Genomic DNA, 17,535 nt, shown 5'->3' with positions numbered 1-17,535 from the left:
GTGGAGGTCCGGGCAGGAGCGAGGCTAGGGCGGTCGTCACGGTGGAGGGCCACTGTCAATGGACCATTCGCCTAGCGGTTCAAGGTTTTTCACGTCATCATCGGAAATACTCGACGTGATGGAGTTTTCCTTGGGAACGTGGTGGCGGTGCCGATTGAGGGTGAGCGCTCCGGTGTCGTCGAGGTGTCGACAACTAGGCTGATCGGTCACAGGTCCTTGACAGGCATAGCATAGGTATCGCCTTATGTCGTGCAGGTGTACTGGTCCATACCGCCGATCGTCACCCTGGGACCGAGGTGCGCACGGGTCGCCTTCACCGATGCGTCCAGAAGCGTCGATGGCGACGGTCTGTCAGCCGACTACACGAGGTGGATGATGTCGAACACGTCGATACCCCGCTCCGGCGGTGCGCACCGGAAACCCCGGCGCAGCGGCCGTCGTAGGGCGGCTTTCTTGTCGATGCTGTTTGCCTCGTCTTCCGCTGTCGGCGCGGTGAGTATTCCCGCAGCAGCCGGTGTGGGAGTCGGCCTCGACTCTGGACTGAAGGGCCTCGCCCCCACCTCGGGTGAGACCACCGACCCGTCGCACTCGTCCTCGATCATCAGCGGCAACCGCCCTGCCATTGATCGGCCTGCCCCGGACGAAGAACGCCCCGCGCCAGACGACGGGACCCCCGAAGCGCCGCCTGCGCCGCCCTCGGCGCCACCGCCCCGATCTCGTGGCCCTCTCACCGTCGTCGGACTCGGTGATTCCATCGAATCCGGTTACAACTGCGACTGCACCAATTACGTCGAATCAGTGGGGCATCGGCTCGGGGAGATCCAACAACGCCCCGTCACCGTCACCAACACCGCTGTCCCGGGAGCCACCTCACAAGATCTCCTCGCCCAACTCGACGACCCTGGCGTGCAATCCGCGCTGAAAACCGCTGAACTGGTCGTCATTGAGATCGGGGCAAACGACTTTGATGAGAGTCACGCCTACGACACTCGTTGCCAACCGTCCCGGAACTCCCCGTGTTACGCCGAGACCGCCACCGCGCTGCGCAACAACCTCACCACCATCATTCAGCGGGTCAAACAGCTCCAGACCGTGCCCAACGCCACCATCCTGGTCGCTGGCTATTGGAACGTTTTCCGTGACGGCGAAGTCGGTCGTCAACAAGGCGAGGTCTACGTCACGGGAGCCGATCAGCTCACCCGATGGGTCAACACGATCATCAATGACGTCGCTGCCCAAGCCGGAGTGGGGTACGCCGACTTCTACACCCCCTTCAAAGGGGCCGGTGACCAAGATCCCGGCAAATACCTCATCGACGACGGGGACCACCCCAACGCCGCCGGCCACGGGCTGCTGTCCGACTCCGCCATGGCCGCACTCGGCGGCAGCGCCACCACCTTGTAACACCCGTCTGGCTTCGGGACCTTTCGCACCTGAACGGCGTTCAACTCGGCTGGTAGCCTCGCTGTCATGCCGACGAGCAGCACGGACCACGCTGGCACGATCCTGACCCAGGACCGTGCCCACGTCTGGCACCCTTACGCCTCCACCACCACCCCTGGCCCGCTGTACGTCGTCCAGTCCGCTGCCGGGACTCGGCTCACCCTCGACGACGGCACCACCACCCATCACGTCGTCGACGCCATGGCGTCGTGGTGGTGCATGATCCACGGCTACCGACATCCCGCCCTCGACCAGGCCCTTCACGACCAAGTCGACCAGTTCAGCCACGTCATGTTTGGTGGGCTGACCCACGCGGCCGGAGTCGCCTTAGCCCAAGACCTCGTCGACATCACCCCCGCCCCGCTCAACCGGGTCTTCCTTGCTGACTCCGGCAGCGTCGCCGTCGAAGTCGCCCTCAAACTGGCCCGACAACTGCAACTCACCCGGGCTGCCCGACGTCACGTCCACGGACCCGACGGCAGCAGCCGCCGCGCTGGCGGCACCCGCATCGCCGCCCTCCGCGGCGGCTACCACGGCGACACTCTCGCCGCGATGAGCGTCTGCGACCCCGACGGCGGCATGCACGCCGCCTTCGCCGACAGCATCCCCGCCCAGATTTTCCTGCCCCGACCCCCCGCGTTCGACGCCGACCACACCCACGTCACCGACTGGACCGACCAAGCCCGCCAGATCCTCCACACCCATCGGGACGATCTCGCCGCTGTCATCGTCGAACCCATCCTGCAAGGCGCCGGCGGCATGTGGTCCTGGTCACCTCTCGCGCTGCGGGCGCTGCGCGACCTCACCGACGAATACGAACTCCTCCTCATCGCCGACGAGATCGCCACCGGATTCGGCCGCACCGGCAGATTCTTCGCCTGCGAATGGGCCGATATCACCCCCGACATCCTCATCGTCGGCAAAGCCATGACCGGCGGATATCTCACCCAAGCTGCCGTCATCGCCCGCGACGAGATCGCCGCTGAAATCGGACACGGACCCTTCGGCGCCCTCATGCACGGCCCCACCTTCATGGCCAACCCCCTCGCCAGCGCCGTCAGCCGAGCCAGCATCACGCTGCTCCGCGATGGCCACTGGCAGGACGACGTGCGCCGTGTCGGAGACGTCCTTCGCCGCGAACTCACCGGACCAGATACCCCCACCAGCCTGGACAGCCCCCTCGTTGAAGACGTCCGGATCATCGGCGCCAGCGTCGCCGTCGCCCTCACCCACCCCGTCGACATGACACTGGCCACCCGCGTCGCCGTCGACCACGGAGTGTGGCTACGCCCCTTCCGCAACCTGGTCTACGCCATGCCGCCGTACATCAGCAGCGACGATGACCTGACCACGATCGCCCGAGGAATCCGCGCCGTCGTCGCGGCGCACGAGGAGCACACCCGATGAGTACGACGCTCACCACCCCCCACCACAGCGCTACCCCCTACCCCGGCGATACCGTGCACGTCGCGGCGCTCCCTACCACCGGAGTCACCATCGTCACCGGCACCGACACCGACGTCGGTAAAACCGTCTTCACCGCAGTCCTCGCAGCGGCACTCATCGGCAACGGACATGACGTCGCCGTGGTCAAACCCGCCCAAACAGGCCTGGAACCTAGCGAACAGGGCAGCGACGTCGACATCATCGGCGACCTTGCCGGGATCGACGCGGAACGACGCCACGAATACGTGCGTCTCCCCGAGCCGCTCGCACCCACCACCGCGGCACGACGAGCAGGCGTGGCTCTGCCCACTGTCGCCGAACACGCCCGCCGTATCGCCCTGCTCGCGCAACGCCACGAATCCGTCCTCGTCGAAGGCGCCGGAGGCATCCTCGTCGGACTCGACAGCGCCGGACACGGGCTGCTCCAACTCGCCGACGCCCTGCGCGGCCGTGGCGTCGCCACCCGCTTCGTCGTCGTCACCCGCGCCGGCCTCGGCACCCTCAACCACAGTGCGCTGACCTGCCGAGCCATCCGCGCCCACGGCCACGACCTGGCCGGGCTCGTCGTCGGATCCTGCCCCCCAGCGGAATCCCTTGACAGCGAAGACCACCTCGCCGAACGATGCAACCTCGCTGAACTCGCCGACGTTTGCGCCGCTCCCCTGCTCTGCTGCATTCCTCAAGGGATCGGCGCTGATCCCACCGCGATTCGCGACATCTCCGACGTCGTTCCCCTGATGACCCCCACCTCGATCCGACGGGCCTCCCACGCCTGACCCCGGCATCGTCGTACCCGCCCTCGGACCCACCCACGAAAGGTGAACCGCATGACCACGCTCGAAACGCCGCCCACCGCTGCGACGCTGGACCTGCACGCCCTCATCGCGGCTGGGCTGCGCGGCGAATCCGTCACCCGGGAGCAGGCCCTCGCGATCCTGCGCTCCGGTGACGACACGCTGATGAGCCTGGTGGCAGCGGCATCCACCGTCCGTCGAGCCCATTTCGGCACCACCATCAAACTGAACTACCTCATCAACCTCAAGAGCGGCATGTGCCCCGAGGACTGCCACTACTGCAGCCAAGCCCTCGGCTCTGAAGCAGGCGTCCTCAAATACAGCTGGCTTGGCCAAGACGAAGCCTCTGCAGCCGCCGCTGCCGGAGTCGCCGGTGGCGCTCGACGCGTCTGCCTCGTCGCTTCCGGCCGAGGCCCCAGCAACCGGGAAATCGAAAAAGTCGCCGGAATCATCGAAGGCATCAAAGCCGACAACCCCGAGGTCGAAGTATGCGCCTGCCTCGGATTCGTCACCGAAGACCAAGCCCGCCGCCTGCACCAGGCAGGTGCTGACGCTTACAACCACAACCTCAACACCGCTGAATCGGCGTACGACGAGATCTGCTCCACCCACACCTACGCCGACCGGGAAGCCACCGTCGAAGCTGCCCACGCCGGTGGAATGTCAGCCTGCTCCGGCCTGATCGCCGGCATGGGCGAAACCGACGAACAACTCGTCGACGTGGTCTTCGCGCTTCGGGACATCGGCGCCGACTCCGTCCCCGTCAACTTCCTGCTGCCCTTCGAAGGCACCCCCCTCGGTGGACACCTCGCGCTCACCCCGCAACGCTGCCTGCGCATCCTCGCGATGGTCCGTTTCGTGCACCCCAACACCGAGGTCCGCGCGGCAGCTGGACGCGAATACCACCTGCGCAGTCTGCAACCGCTTGCCCTGGAAATCGCCAATTCCATCTTCCTCGGCGACTACCTCACCTCTGAAGGCCAGGCTGGCGCCGCGGACCTACAGATGATCTCCGACCTCGGCTTCACCATCGAAGGCGGCGGCACCCCCGAAGAGATCCTCGCCGCCGCTGAAGCCGCCACCCACGGCCATGTCCACGGGGTCGCTGAAGGACACTCCCACGTCGTCGGTCAAACCTGTGGTGGCTCCGGGTCCTGCGGCGGCTCCGGATCATGTGGTGGTTCGGGATCCTGCGGCGGAGGTGCCCACAGCCACGACGGTGACCATGACGGGCACAGTGCGCATGAGGACCATGGTGCGCATGGCGGCCACGGTGAGCATGGCGGCCACGGTGACGCGGCGACTGGGCAGATGGGCAGCACTGACGGTGTCACCGCGGTGAAGATCCGTCGCCGTGGCGTCGGCACCGATAGCGCACCCAACGCCTGACCGGATCGCGTCTTCCGGCGTCTGATCTGGCCGTGTCTTGCGACGTTGGGGTGCCCGCGTCCGCTCAGGCCGGGGTGGTCGGCTCCCGCTACGTCTGACAGGGCTGCGCTCCCCATGTGGAGTGGTCCTTGCCCCGTCACCTGACGCGCCGTTGCGCACTTCCCGCCCGTGGGTGACATGAATCTCAACCATGTCGCCCGTGGGCGGGTTTTGCTGAGTGGTGTGTCGCCCGTGGGCGGGTTTGGTGGGGGGTGTCCTGGGGTTTTGTGGGGGAATGTCGCCCGTGGGCGGCTTTTGCTGAGTGGTGTGTCGCCCGTGGGCGGCTTTGCGTCTGACGAAACGACTTAGCGCGGAACCGATGAGCCGACCCCAGTGCCATAGCCGTGGGGAGGAACCGGAGCTGAGGGGTTCGAATCGCGAGAAGACACGGAGGATGAGGCTTCGTGCCGTGAGCAGGTCATGAGCGACAGGTCACCATCAGATGTCAGAGCTTACGGTGCGATATCGGCGAGATCACGGAATCGCTGGCTTTCAGAGTCATCAGGTTGCATTAAGGATACGTCGGTGACGTGTCGGTAACCCCCTCTTCCTTGCGGGAGAGTGTCGGGATTAGTTTGAGTGATGTCATCCAGGATGTCGATGGTGGGGCCGTAGTTCAGTGACATTCATCGATGACGTCATCCATTTTTCGTCGCCGCCCAGGTAGGAGCGTTGTGATGTTTTCGTATCGCTGTGCAGTGTCAATTCTGGCCGCTGGCGTCACCGGTCTGGTGATGGCTACGGCTGCTCCTGCTGGGGCGGCGCCGATTGCTGGTGCCAATCTTGGTCCTGATGCGTCAGAACAGTCGGGAATATCGAGGGTCGTCAATGGTGTTCCGGTGGGGGCGCCTGCCGAAAGTGGGTTAATTCTCAAGGGGAATCAATTCCCATACGAAGATCTTTCTTTTGATGCTTCAGTGCCGATGCCCCAGATCAGTTTTAAAACAGCGAGTGTCATTAGTCCTGATCGTGAGATCGAATGGCCGCTGACAGTGACTCCTCAAGGAACGATCTACTTCGTGAACTATCTTCCGATCCTGGGCAAGGGGAAGGACGGCAGTGTCTATGGACCTGAGCAGTCTTGGCTTGCTGGGACACCTCGGACCAGTGCAGTTTTCCACGGTCAGTACTCGGCGGCTTATGAGGTGCGGGTGACAGCTCGCTTCCCAGATGGGAAGTACAGTAGTACCGCTCAGTATAAATTTGCCACTCCGGAAACACCTCGAGATGTCACTGGCAAAATGGCAGATTCGTCGTGGGTTCAGCGGCGTGACGACAAAGCTTGGGCTGGGACTAACGTGATGACAACTGTGAATAAAGCACGTGTGACTATCACAGCTGATGAGCGTAGCAGTGCTTCTATTGATTTCTTAGGGCACAAGGGGCCTCGTGGAGGTAATGCCACGGTGTATGTTGATGGGAAGGTGCTAGGAATACTGCATTCACATGCGGATCATGAGGGTTATGATCACCTCGGGTATACCGTGATGAACCCGGGGAAGCATGTCATTGTTGTTGAGGCTGATCTTGCACCAGGGCAGGAATTTTCCCTTGATGACTACATCATTAACGGTGATAGTTTCTGGAATCCAGATCTATGAGCTGATGGATGTGTCGAGGTTCTTCACTGATGGCCACCATCGGTGAATAACCTCGTGGTGTTCGATGAGGATGATGTCAATCCCCGTCTCTGACGCGTCCTGCCGACAGGTCGACGCTCGTGGCACTATAAAGCCATGAGCGTTGACCTGTCGCATTTTCAGGCAGCACAAGACAGCCATGACTGCTATCGCAGTGCTGTCGCGCAGATTCTGCGGGGACGCAAAGACAGCCATTGGATGTGGTTCATTTTTCCGCAGGTCGCGGGGTTGGGACGCAGCCATATGGCGCAGCGATTTGCGATATCCGGTCGTGATGATGCCCGCGCCTATCTGAGCCACCCGGTTCTGGGGCCGCGTCTGCACGAGGCGTCGATGGCGGTGCTGACATCGGTAGTCACGGACGTGCAGCAGATTTTTGGGCCCGTTGATGCGATGAAACTGCGGAGCTCCATGACGCTCTTTGAAGCGGCATCAACGACGACGCTAGCCGCTCAGCCCCCGGCCGGTACCCCTGATGGTGAACCGTCACATCGCACCGTCAGTCCCGTCAGTTTTCCTGCTGATTCCGACAGCGCCTGGACGGTGTTTTCCGACGTACTGGATGGGCGCTTTGGCGGATCCCGGGACGACCTGACTTTGGCGCGCCTCGGCTGAGTCCCCGCCGCTCCCGTCCATCGATGCGACCTCGCTCCGGTGTCGCGACGGGGTCTGTCAATTCATGGCGCAGCTGTGACCCACCTAGACTCGGCGACAGATGTGACGGACCTGTGAGAGGTCGACCATCGCTCTCCGCCTGATCAGGGGCATCGATGCGTCGGCTCTGTCCCGGGTGCGGCGCATGCCGTTGTGGGCTCCACGTCCCCACGTCAGCACTGACACTCAGGAGGAGTTCATGTCCCTCAACCTGCCGGATCCGATCATCGACGACAAGCATGATGCTCGCGTCCGCAAAGTGGTGGACCTGCTTAAAGGGAAAAATAAGCGCACCCGCGTGATGATCATCGATGATGAAGAAAATATCGCTGAAGCTCTTCGGCAGGGCATCCAGATCTTCACGGTCTTCATCTCTGAGGGGACCGACCTTAGTGCTGATCTGGTGGATTTGCTCGCGGATGACCTTGACATTCAGCAATTGTCGATACGGCTATCGAAGGAATTGTTTGGCGTCGAACGCCGGTCGCGGGTGTTTGCGTTGGCGCTGAAACCACGCCCGTGGAAGGTCTCGGAGCTGCTGGACCTCCCCGGAGATGTGGTCATCCTTGACGGGGTGCGGCTGATGGGCAACATTGGCGCGATCACCCGCAGCGCCAAAGCGCTCGGTGCCTCAGGGATCCTGTTGTTGGATAGCGCTTTAGACACCGTGATGGATCGTCGCCTCATTCGCGCTAGCCGTGGCGGTGTGTTTTCCCTGCCGATCGCCCTTGCCGATGCCGATACGGTGCTCCCAGAGCTGGCGGACCGTGGCATTCGCATCGTCGCTTTGGAACCTCGGGCGCCGCAGCCGCTGTCGAGTATCGCGGCACTTCCAGGGCGGGTCGCATTGCTCCTCGGCAGTGAAAAGCATGGCCCGTCTGCCGCGATGTCAGCGCACGCCGATCCGACTGTCACGATTGAGATCCATCCGGATGTCGAATCTCTCAACGTGTCGGTGAGTGCTGCGCTGGCGTTGTATGAGCGTCGGGCGGGCGCGCCATGGCGCACGGATGGTCATGCTGGTCGAGTGGATTCCCGCACTAGTCAGGGGTCTTGAGGGCGCTGGCCGTCGCCTCGCATCAGCCTAGGGAAGTCACCACCACCGCCCACCGATGTCTGAATGTCCGAACAATATGTTGACAGCGACTCAGGGGCGTCGTTGAATGGGTAGCGCCACGACAGGACGCACTGCGGCGACCTGATCGGTCAGCGACTCGGGTCTACCGAGCCCGCCGGGTCTACTGAACCCGCCGAGCCGGTCGGGCTTACCGGCTCCACGGGACCGATCATGAGCGGACAGTGCGGTTTGTCCGTGGTTGAGCTCCGGCCCTGCCGTATCGTCCCGCTGTGCGCCGTCAGTCATGACATTCGGTCATGTCATGACGTCGTACGACGGGTGACGCTCGTCCCCGGTGCCTCGTCCGCTGCTGTTCCTCGCCGTACGACCGTCGCGCACTGTGCCGGGTCGGCCCTACCGGATCGAAAGGCCTTTTGATGAGCTCCAACCCGCGTCCGTTGAACACGATGACCGAGGCCGGACCCACCGTGCTGTGGAATGACTCGGCTGACCCGCGTGAGCTCACCGAGTCGATCTCCTATGGCGCGGTTGGAGCGACCTGCAATCCGGTCATCGCGGTGACCTGCATCAAAGCGGATCTGCCGCGGTGGAGTGCTCGGATCGCGCAGATCGCGGCGGAGCACCCGACGATGGGGGAGTCGCAGATCGGTTGGAAAGTCGTCGAAGAGTTGTCGATTGATGCGGCGAAACTGCTGGAACCGGCCTTCAAAACGTACGCCGGACGCAACGGCCGGCTCTCGATGCAGACCGATCCGCGGCTGCACCGCGATGCTCAGGCGCTGGCCGATCAGGCGGAGTACTTCCACGGGTTGGCCACAAACATCATCGTGAAGATCCCGGCGACATCGGTGGGTGTTGAAGCGATCGAAGAGGCCACCTACCGGGGTGTGTCGGTCAATGTGACGGTGTCGTTCACGGTGGCGCAGGCGGTGGCCACTGGGGAGGCGATCGAGCGGGGTTTGCAACGGCGGGAAGCGGAGGGCCTACCGGTCGATGAGATGGGCCCGGTGGTGACGATCATGGTCGGGCGGATCGATGACTGGTTGAAGGAGTGCTACGCCAAGGACGCGTTGTGTTTCGATCCGGGGTACCTGGAGTGGGCAGGTGTTGCGGTGATGAAGAAGGCTTATGCGGAGTTCCGGTCGCGGGGGTTGCGTCCGCGTTTGCTCGCTGCGGCGTACCGGAATGCGTTGCAGTGGACCGAATTCGTCGGTGGTGACCTGGTGTTGTCGCCGCCTTTCGCGTGGCAGCAGCGCTTCCAACGCAGTGGGATCGACCCCCAGCCGCGGATGGACGAGCCGGTGGACCCGCAGATCGTGGACACCTTGTATGCGCAGATGCCGGAGTTCCGCAAGGCGTACGACGTCGACGGGATGTCTCCAGCTGAATTCGACGATTTTGGGGCGACCCGTAAGACGTTGCGGCAGTTCCTCGCCGCAGACGCGGAACTCGATCAGATCGTGGCTGATGTGATCGTTCCCGCTCCGTGAGCTGTCGCTTCCCGTACGCCGCCCGTCTCTGGCTGAGGATGGTACGACGTACGGGAAGCGATACCAGCTGCGGTGCGTCGATATGTCGTGTCGTGGCAGTGCTGTACCGGGTCGGTCCGTGCGGGGTCGGCCAGTTCTGACGAAGGAGTCTCGATGTCGTCCACGATCCGTCTCACCGTCGGCCAGGCCGTGGTGCGTTTCCTCGCCAACCAATGGTCCGAACGGGATGGGGTGGAGCATCGACTGTTCGCGGGAGTGTTTGGGATCTTCGGGCATGGCAATGTGTGCGGTGTCGGTCAGGCCTTGCTGCAGGCAGAGCTGGCGGCTGACCGGGGCGCGCAGGACGCAGAGCTGCCGTATTTCCTGATCCGGAACGAGCAGGCCGGGGTGCATGCGGCGGCGGCGTACGCGAAGACCACCGAGCGCTTGCAGACGCTTGCTGTGACCACGTCGATCGGTCCGGGGGCGACGAATATGGTCACTGGCGCTGCATTGGCGACGACGAACCGGTTGCCGGTGTTGTTGTTGCCTTCGGACACGTTTGCGACGCGCGTGCCGGATCCGGTGTTGCAGCAGTTGGAGCAGCCGTACAGCCCGGAGGTGACGGTCAATGACGCCTTCCGGCCGGTGTCGCGCTTCTTTGATCGGGTGCACCGTCCGGAACAGCTGATTCCGGCGTTGTTGGGGGCCTGTCGGGTGCTGACTGATCCGGTGGAGACGGGCGCAGCGACGGTGTGCCTGCCGCAGGATGTGCAAGCTGAGGCGTTCGACTGGCCGGTGGAGTTCTTCCGCAAGCGGGTCTGGCATGTGGGTCGTCCAGTGCCAGAACCGGCCGCGTTGGCGCGGGCGGTCGAGGCGATTCGTACGGCGAAACGGCCGTTGCTGGTCGCCGGTGGTGGTGTGGTCTATTCCGGGGCGAGCGAGGCCTTGCGTGCTTTTGCCAGCGCGACGGGGATCCCGGTCGCGGACACTCAGGCTGGGAAGGGCGCGATCAACTGGGATCACGAGTGCGCCGTTGGTGGGGTCGGCTCGACGGGTAATGACGCAGCAAATACGTTGGCGCGCGAAGCGGACCTGGTGATCGGGGTGGGGACGCGCTTTAGTGATTTCACGACGGCCAGTCATTCGGTGTTCGCGGATCCGCAGGTGCGGTTCGTCAACGTCAACGTGGGGTCATTTGATGCGAGTAAACATGCGGCTCAGATGGTGCTCGCTGATGCTCGTGAGGCGTTGGATGCGTTGCGGGTGGCGTTGTCGGGCTGGCGGGTTGATGAGGAGTGGGCGGCGCGTGGCCGGGAGCGGTATGCCGCTTGGCAGGGCGTTGTCGACGAGTGTTATCACCGGGGGCATGGGCCGTTGCCAGCGCAGACCGAAGTGTTTGGCGCGTTGAACGAGCTGATGGGGGAGCGGGATGTCCTGATCAACGCGGCTGGGTCGATGCCTGGTGATTTGCAGGCATTGTGGCGGGCGAGCACCCCGGAGCAGTACCACCTGGAGTATGCGTTCTCCTGCATGGGGTATGAGATCCCGGCGGCGATCGGGGTGCGGATGGCGTTGGATGACGCGGGTCATCAGGACCGCACGGTGGTCGCGATCGTCGGGGATGGCACGTATCAGATGTTGCCTGCAGAGATCGCCACGATGGTGCAGGAGGGGTTGAAGGTCGTCCTGGTGTTGTTGCAGAACCATGGGTTCGCGTCGATCGGGGCGCTGTCGGAGAGTCGCGGTAGCCAACGCTTCGGCACCAGGTACCGTCGTCGTGACGGCGGGTCGGGGCGTCTGGACGGGTCCGATGTGCCCTTTGACTTGGCGAAGAACGCTGAGAGCTGGGGTGCGACGGTGTTGCGCTGCGAGGGGGTGGCGCAGTTCCGGGACAACTTTGTGCAGGCTGTCGCCGCCGACGGTCCGACCGTGCTCTACATCGAAACAGACCTGTACGGCCCTAACCCGCCGGGGTGTGCCTGGTGGGATGTGCCGGTCGCGCAGGTCAGCGAGTTGGAGTCGACGCAGACGGCGTACGACGATTACGTCGTGGAGAAGCGCGCGCAGCGTCACTACCTGTAGTTCCGTTCCGGGCTTTCGAGTCCGTTCCGGTGGCACCGTCCGTGGGTTGAGGACTCCACGGTTGCCGCTCTCTGCTCCTCCCGGCCTGTGCGTCTGTGGTGACGGACCGGCCGGGAGGCACCACACCCTCCCGCGATGGGGTGGGGTTCGTTCCGGCTGTTCGGCTCAGGTCGGCTGGTCTGGGGTCGATGCTCACAGCGACCCCACTTTCCCCCTGACGGCGGATCGTCGCCTCCCCTGCTCCAGGCCACCTGTTTCCCTACCCAGGTGTGCCTGCGTCCGGTGACGATCGTCTCGTCTCGTCAGGGGTGAGCAATCCCTGCGCAGAGAGGCAGATAGCGTGGCCCTTTCATATCGGCGTGCCTTGACATCCAGCAGTGTTCTTGTCGTTCTTCTCGGCGCGGGTCTGGCCGCGGTGCCAGCTTCAGCAGCTGATCCGGCTCCGGTGACCTTGGAGCCGCTGGTCGCCGGTTCAACGTGCAGCTATCTCAATCCCAAAGCTGCTCCGCCACAGGGCTGGTCAGGTGTGTCTGTTGACGAGTCTGGGTGGTCCAAGGGGGCCCTGCCGATGGGGCACCAGGAGAAGGTCGCTACGGACATTGGCATTCCCGCGAAGACGACGTACCACCGGTGTGCGTTCACGATTCCCGCGTCGCACACTGCGCAGTCTGCGACGATCAACGTTCGGGTCGATGACGGTGCGGTGTTGTATCTCAACGGGGTGGAGCTGGCGCGGACCAATATGCCGTCAGGTCCCGTCGGGTTTGACACCTCTGCTTCTGGTGTGGACACCTGGGATGGCACCCGCTGGCAGTCCTGGACGGTCCCGGCTAGCGCCTTACGTGCCGGGGTCAATGTTCTGGCGGTCGAGGTGCATCAGAGTTTCACTGGCACGTGGATCAGCAGTGATTCGACCTTCGACGCAAAGGTGTCGGTGGTGGCGACTCCGGTGGCTGCGCCGGTGCCGGACGTGAGCGCCAGTGGTTTCCCGTTCCGGATGGTCGCCGGTGACAAAGCGGTCGTGGATAGTGCGGGGAAGACGTGGAGCGCGCAAAGCGGTTTTGTCGGCGGCAAGCTGAGTACGCCGTACGCCGGTGATATTGCAGGCACCACTGAAGACGCGCTGTACCGTCCGGTGCGGTACGGAATGACCGCATGGAAACGGGCCGTGCCGAACGGTCTGTATGACGTGACATTGAAGATGCAGGAGAACTATTGGAACGCCCCGAAGAAACGGGTGTTCGATGTCACTGCGGAGGGTGCGTTGGCGTTGGCCGACGTCGATGTGTATGCCACGGTGGGTAAGAATGCCGCTTACGATCGGACGTTCCGAGTACAGGTCACTGACGGCCAGTTGGATCTGGGTTTTGTGGCGAAGACTGACCTGCCGACGGTCTCGGCGATCGTCATCAACACCCCGCCGTCCGCGACCCCTGCCCCGGCCGGGTGGAAGCTCTTTTATGCTGATGAGTTCAACGGGACCGCTCTGGACACCACCCGCTGGCAGGCCTACCACAACACGTACGGCGATTCGGATCCGGGCATGTTGCAGTGCCTCACCCCCAATAATGTGTCGGTCAGTGCGGGAACGATGAAGATCACTGCGAAGAAAGAAAAAGTCACCTGCCCGAATGGGACCGTGTGGAATTACTCGTCGGGCTTTTTGGGTACTCGTGATGTGAAACGCTACTATCCGCTGTTTGGTCGGTACGAGATCCGGGCGCGCATCCCCAACGGTCAGGGCCTCTATCCGGGATTCTGGTTGCGGCACCGCAAGGGCTCTTCCACCGCGGAGGTTGATATTCAGGAGAACTTCTACTCGCAAAACCCTGGCGGGACCACCAGCACCGTGCATTTCCCCACGAGTTTGGGATACAACGTCGCGAAGAAAGCCACCAAATATGAGACCCCGGTGGTGGGCCGAGGTGGCTGGCACACCTTCTCCGTGGACATCCTGCCGGTGACGGCAGGCGACTACAGCAAGGTGCGTTTCGTCTTCAAAATCGACGGTGCGACCACGTTGGACTGGATCAACACCAAAGCCACCGCATTCACCTCCGATGATCGCAACGCCACCTGGGATATGGCGCTGCAACTCAACGTCGGTGGCATCTGGGTCGGCCACCCCGAGCAGAAACTGGGCTGGATGGCTGCCGATGGTGGCCGGTGCTCGCTGAACTACAAGGCGATGCCAGAGAAAGATGCCGCGAAGTGTCCCACCACCAACTTGGCGTTCGCGCCGTGGCGGGATGCCAGCTACGAGATCGACTACGTGCGGGTCTACACCCCGGCCTGATTGGCCCGCACCGTGTGACATGGGCGGGTGACCACCAGGTGGTAGTCACCCGCCCATCGCCAACTCCCGGTGTCGGCGCCGTAAAGATGCGACGGTGCTCACCGTGTTGGCGGCAAGCAGGGCGCCGTACACCCACAGGAACAGCGCTGGCGCACCCACCAGCACAAACGCCAGACAGATCACGCCGTTGTCCATGGGCAGCAGCAGGATCTGGTGGCGGGACGCGCCCCCGATCGCGGCAGCCGCCTCCACCCCGCCAGCCCGTTTCAGTTGCAGCTGCCCCGCCAGGATCTGACCGAAGAATCGGGTGCTCAACACCACCGTCCACAGCATCGGCAGCAGAAACGCCCAGGCAGGGACGTCGACATATCGCCACAGCCAGATCAGCACCGCCAGATGCAATGACACGGTGCGAGCCTGGTCACTGACATGGTCCAGCCACTCCCCGGCAGGACCTGCGCTGCCCTGCAACCGGGCCAGCTGCCCGTCCGCAGAATCCAAGGCATATCCGGCGATCAGACACACCCCCACCCCGACCCCGACCAGCGGGGATGGCGCCACCAGACAGAGCAACGCCATCCCGGCGTACGAGGCGATCATGCTGATCGCGGTGACCTGGTTAGGCGTCATCTCCAGCACAGCCGCCGCCGCGGCCAGGCGCCGCCCCATCGGGCGATTGATGTAATGGCTGTACGCCGCGACCGTATACCCCCGCTTCTGCCGTGAGGTGAGCAGCGCGAGATTATCCCGGTACGACGGGCGGACAGGTGATGCGGTGGGCATGATGAGGTGTCCTCTGGTAGCTGGTGTCGACGATCACTGCGCAGACGAAGAGACGGTGGTGGGGAGCTGAGCTGGGTCGTTCCTTCCCCCAGTGAGGGAATGCGCCAACCGCCGCAGCGCAAGCCATCCCGCGCCCTGAGCCACCGCGATCTCCATCCGACGGTGCACCTCGTCAGCGCATTGCGCCGTGGCCGGGGCCCGATAAGGGCGGCGCAGCAGATCAGGAGTGATCACCACCTGATCCAGCAGGTCACCCAGCTGCTCAGGGTCACGGGCGACCACGCAGTCACCGCGACTCTCCATCAGATCTGCGAATGCCACCTGATGGTCGTCTACCACTTCGTGCCATTGCCGACGGCGGGGCACCACCACCGGGCGATGCCCCGTCTCGTGGGCATCAAAAATCGACCCCGGACCAGCCTGCGTGATCACCACATGCGCCTGCCGCATCTGCGCCACCACATCCTCCCGGGAGATGATGACGTGATTATCGGCGTACGGCGACGGCCGGGAATGCCCGTGCTGCAAGGTGAGCTGATGCCCCTCCGGGTGGCTCTCCATCCATCCGTCCAACCAGTCAACAAGCCGGTCAAAACGGTGATGGTCAGTGCCCAAACACACCATGATGCGCAGTCCCATCAGTACACCCTCCCCACGACAGCACCCTCCGGGTAACTCGCTTGCTGTTGTTCCCACTGCAACAAGAACTGATCGGTGATCGGGTAACACAACCGACCGGTCAGGGTGGGGCTAGACACCCGATCAAAGACCTCCAAGTAGACGGTCGGGATGCGGAACAGGCGAGCCGCGAAGAAAAATGGCACCGCCACCCCCGCCCCGTCAGAGACGATCACATCAGGGCGATCCCGACGCAACGTCCGCAACGCAAGACGCAAATTCCGGATCGCATTAGGCAGATGACGCGTCGTCGGGAAATGCGCCCAGATGACCTGGTCACCTTCACACCGAGTGCGGGCATCCGCCTGCGGGAAGGTCACCCATTGAACATCGGTGTCCACCCAGTGCCGACGTACGGCATGCAACTGGGCCAGATGACCACCGGTCGAAGCGATGAGCATGGCTTTCACAACGAAACAACTTTCAGGTCGTGTGCTGCAAAGCAGCATCGGATGTGGGGAAAGCACCAGCCATGTCAGGGCTGGTGGTGGGGCGTTCCACGGCGACATCGGGACGCACGGTCCGTGACCGCGCAGGACGGGGGCGGCGCATCATCAGCACCGGGCCCACCGTGGCGCCACGCTCCAACACCGCGTCGTGAGCAGTGCGGAAGATTTCACGTCGAGTCTTCGAAGCCACCTCAAACAGCACGATGTCGCCCTGATCAACCAATGCTGTCGCCGCAGCAGGTCGAGACATCCCGGACAGATCCACGACCTGCACCGTGCCCACAGCCGCAGCGCTCGACGTCGCCACGGCAGCCGACAACACCTCCACCACCGGCAAGCCCAACTCCCGAGCCTGCGATGCCACCGCCTCGACCAACGGCGAGTCGCCCACCCCAGTCAAGTCGATCACCACACAGCGAGAACCGGCGCGGGCCCGCACATGCCGCGTCAACGCCTGCTCCGCGACCTCCGCCGCAGCAGCCCGACCATCGCCAGCACCCACCGCCACCGCGTTACCCGTCACCGCAGCGAGCCACGCCCGAGAACGCACCCGCCGATCAGTCTGATCCCGGACCAGAGCCGCCACCAGACCCAGAAACAAGCCCGAAGCCAGACCCGCCACCAGCACATCGGACCACCCCAAGGACGAAGGCTCCGACGGAGCAGACGCCGTCGTCACCACCCGACCCGGATTCAACCCGACAGTGGACAGCGCCGACATCCGTTCCTTCAGCGCCGCTACTTCTTGGTCCTGCCGGGGACGCTCCGCGGGCGGCAACGTGCGTAAATCGCGAGTGCGGGCCTCCAGATCAGAGCGCAACTGCTTGATGATCACCGCAGCAGCACTGTTAGCCGCCTCGGCACGATCATCCAGATACGCCTTCGCGACCGCATTCGCCCACGTCGCAGCCGTCTTCGGATCCGACGTCGTACTACGGATCTTCAACGTCAACGACTGAGTCGGCAACGAGACGCTCAACGACCGCTGCAACGACTCCACACTGACGCCATCACCCGCCGTCTTCGCAGCCCGAGACACCACATTGCGAGACGTGACCGTCGACCGCTCACTTTCCATGTTCACGGCCTGATTACTCTGCACCGTGCTGAACGGCGTCACCGTCGTCGGCGCCACATTCACCACCGCCGTCGCGGTGTACGTCGACGGCAGCACCACCGGGGCAGCAGCACCCGCCGCGACGCCCAGCACCGCCCCGGCGACCACAATCCACCGCCTCGCCCACAGCCGAGACAACACCGCACCCACCGTCGTGCTCTTCTGCACGTTCATC

The 17,535-nt window shown here is 63.6% G+C and carries 15 protein-coding genes; 10 read left to right on the top strand and 5 right to left on the bottom strand.

Translation table 11 applies throughout. From position 1 onward, the window contains the following. Positions 1–375 precede the first annotated feature (375 nt). From KEM60_RS07055 to KEM60_RS07025, 7 genes are all read left to right on the top strand, one after another. A complete protein-coding gene (locus KEM60_RS07055) occupies positions 376–1,404 on the top strand; it encodes a GDSL-type esterase/lipase family protein (protein ID WP_219106812.1) in 1,029 nt (342 codons plus the stop codon). Between the two features lie 66 nt (positions 1,405–1,470). Then, positions 1,471–2,850: an adenosylmethionine--8-amino-7-oxononanoate transaminase gene (bioA, locus tag KEM60_RS07050; RefSeq protein WP_219106811.1), complete on the top strand. Its 1,380-nt coding sequence runs from the start codon at positions 1,471–1,473 to the stop codon at positions 2,848–2,850. Further along, positions 2,847–3,665, top strand: coding sequence for a dethiobiotin synthase (gene bioD, locus KEM60_RS07045; protein ID WP_219106810.1), 819 nt, complete (start codon positions 2,847–2,849; stop codon positions 3,663–3,665). The genes bioA and bioD overlap by 4 nt, the downstream gene beginning before the upstream one ends. 51 nt (positions 3,666–3,716) lie before the next feature. Next, positions 3,717–5,072: a biotin synthase BioB gene (gene bioB, locus KEM60_RS07040; RefSeq protein WP_219106809.1), complete on the top strand. Its 1,356-nt coding sequence runs from the start codon at positions 3,717–3,719 to the stop codon at positions 5,070–5,072. 716 nt (positions 5,073–5,788) lie between these two features. Further along, the gene (locus tag KEM60_RS07035) at positions 5,789–6,712 is read left to right on the top strand and encodes a hypothetical protein (RefSeq protein WP_219106808.1); all 924 of its coding nucleotides are present in this window, start codon (positions 5,789–5,791) and stop codon (positions 6,710–6,712) included. 135 nt (positions 6,713–6,847) lie between these two features. After that, the gene (locus KEM60_RS07030) at positions 6,848–7,366 is read left to right on the top strand and encodes a DUF1810 domain-containing protein (protein ID WP_219106807.1); all 519 of its coding nucleotides are present in this window, start codon (positions 6,848–6,850) and stop codon (positions 7,364–7,366) included. A 238-nt stretch (positions 7,367–7,604) separates the two neighbouring features. Beyond that, complete coding sequence (locus KEM60_RS07025; protein WP_219106806.1) at positions 7,605–8,462, top strand: TrmH family RNA methyltransferase; 858 nt, start codon at positions 7,605–7,607, stop codon at positions 8,460–8,462. Between the two features lie 90 nt (positions 8,463–8,552). Here KEM60_RS07025 and KEM60_RS07020 read toward each other — a convergent pair whose 3' ends face one another. Further along, the gene (locus KEM60_RS07020; protein WP_219106805.1) at positions 8,553–8,768 is read right to left on the bottom strand and encodes a hypothetical protein; all 216 of its coding nucleotides are present in this window, start codon (positions 8,766–8,768) and stop codon (positions 8,553–8,555) included. Between the two features lie 131 nt (positions 8,769–8,899). Here KEM60_RS07020 and KEM60_RS07015 point away from each other — a divergent pair, with 131 nt between their 5' ends. From KEM60_RS07015 to KEM60_RS07005, 3 genes are all read left to right on the top strand, one after another. Then, positions 8,900–9,973 carry a transaldolase family protein gene (locus KEM60_RS07015; RefSeq protein WP_219106804.1) on the top strand — a complete coding sequence of 358 codons (1,074 nt, stop codon included), beginning with the start codon at positions 8,900–8,902 and terminating at the stop codon, positions 9,971–9,973. Between the two features lie 153 nt (positions 9,974–10,126). Then, positions 10,127–12,037, top strand: a complete 1,911-nt coding sequence (gene iolD / locus KEM60_RS07010) for a 3D-(3,5/4)-trihydroxycyclohexane-1,2-dione acylhydrolase (decyclizing) (protein WP_219106803.1) — start codon at positions 10,127–10,129, stop codon at positions 12,035–12,037. Between the two features lie 340 nt (positions 12,038–12,377). Continuing rightward, a complete protein-coding gene (locus KEM60_RS07005; protein ID WP_219106802.1) occupies positions 12,378–14,333 on the top strand; it encodes a malectin domain-containing carbohydrate-binding protein in 1,956 nt (651 codons plus the stop codon). Between the two features lie 45 nt (positions 14,334–14,378). Here the strand turns inward: KEM60_RS07005 and KEM60_RS07000 are convergent, their stop codons facing one another. Genes KEM60_RS07000 through KEM60_RS06985 form a run of 4 tightly spaced genes read right to left on the bottom strand, consistent with a single transcriptional unit; the run spans position 14,379 to position 17,534 of the window. Next, positions 14,379–15,116: a CDP-alcohol phosphatidyltransferase family protein gene (locus KEM60_RS07000; RefSeq protein ID WP_219106801.1), complete on the bottom strand. Its 738-nt coding sequence runs from the start codon at positions 15,114–15,116 to the stop codon at positions 14,379–14,381. A gap of 33 nt (positions 15,117–15,149) precedes the next feature. Beyond that, complete coding sequence (locus KEM60_RS06995; RefSeq protein WP_219106800.1) at positions 15,150–15,755, bottom strand: glycosyltransferase; 606 nt, start codon at positions 15,753–15,755, stop codon at positions 15,150–15,152. After that, positions 15,755–16,195, bottom strand: a complete 441-nt coding sequence (locus tag KEM60_RS06990) for a UDP-N-acetylglucosamine transferase subunit ALG14 (protein WP_255574347.1) — start codon at positions 16,193–16,195, stop codon at positions 15,755–15,757. Before KEM60_RS06990 ends, KEM60_RS06995 begins: the two co-directional genes overlap by 1 nt. 22 nt (positions 16,196–16,217) lie before the next feature. Then, positions 16,218–17,534: a Wzz/FepE/Etk N-terminal domain-containing protein gene (locus tag KEM60_RS06985; RefSeq protein WP_219106798.1), complete on the bottom strand. Its 1,317-nt coding sequence runs from the start codon at positions 17,532–17,534 to the stop codon at positions 16,218–16,220. Position 17,535 lies beyond the last annotated feature (1 nt).

Origin of the sequence: Austwickia sp. TVS 96-490-7B (genome assembly GCF_019331795.1) — a bacterium.
GTDB lineage: Bacteria > Actinomycetota > Actinomycetes > Actinomycetales > Dermatophilaceae > Austwickia.
This window is presented reverse-complemented; position numbering and strand designations above follow the sequence as displayed.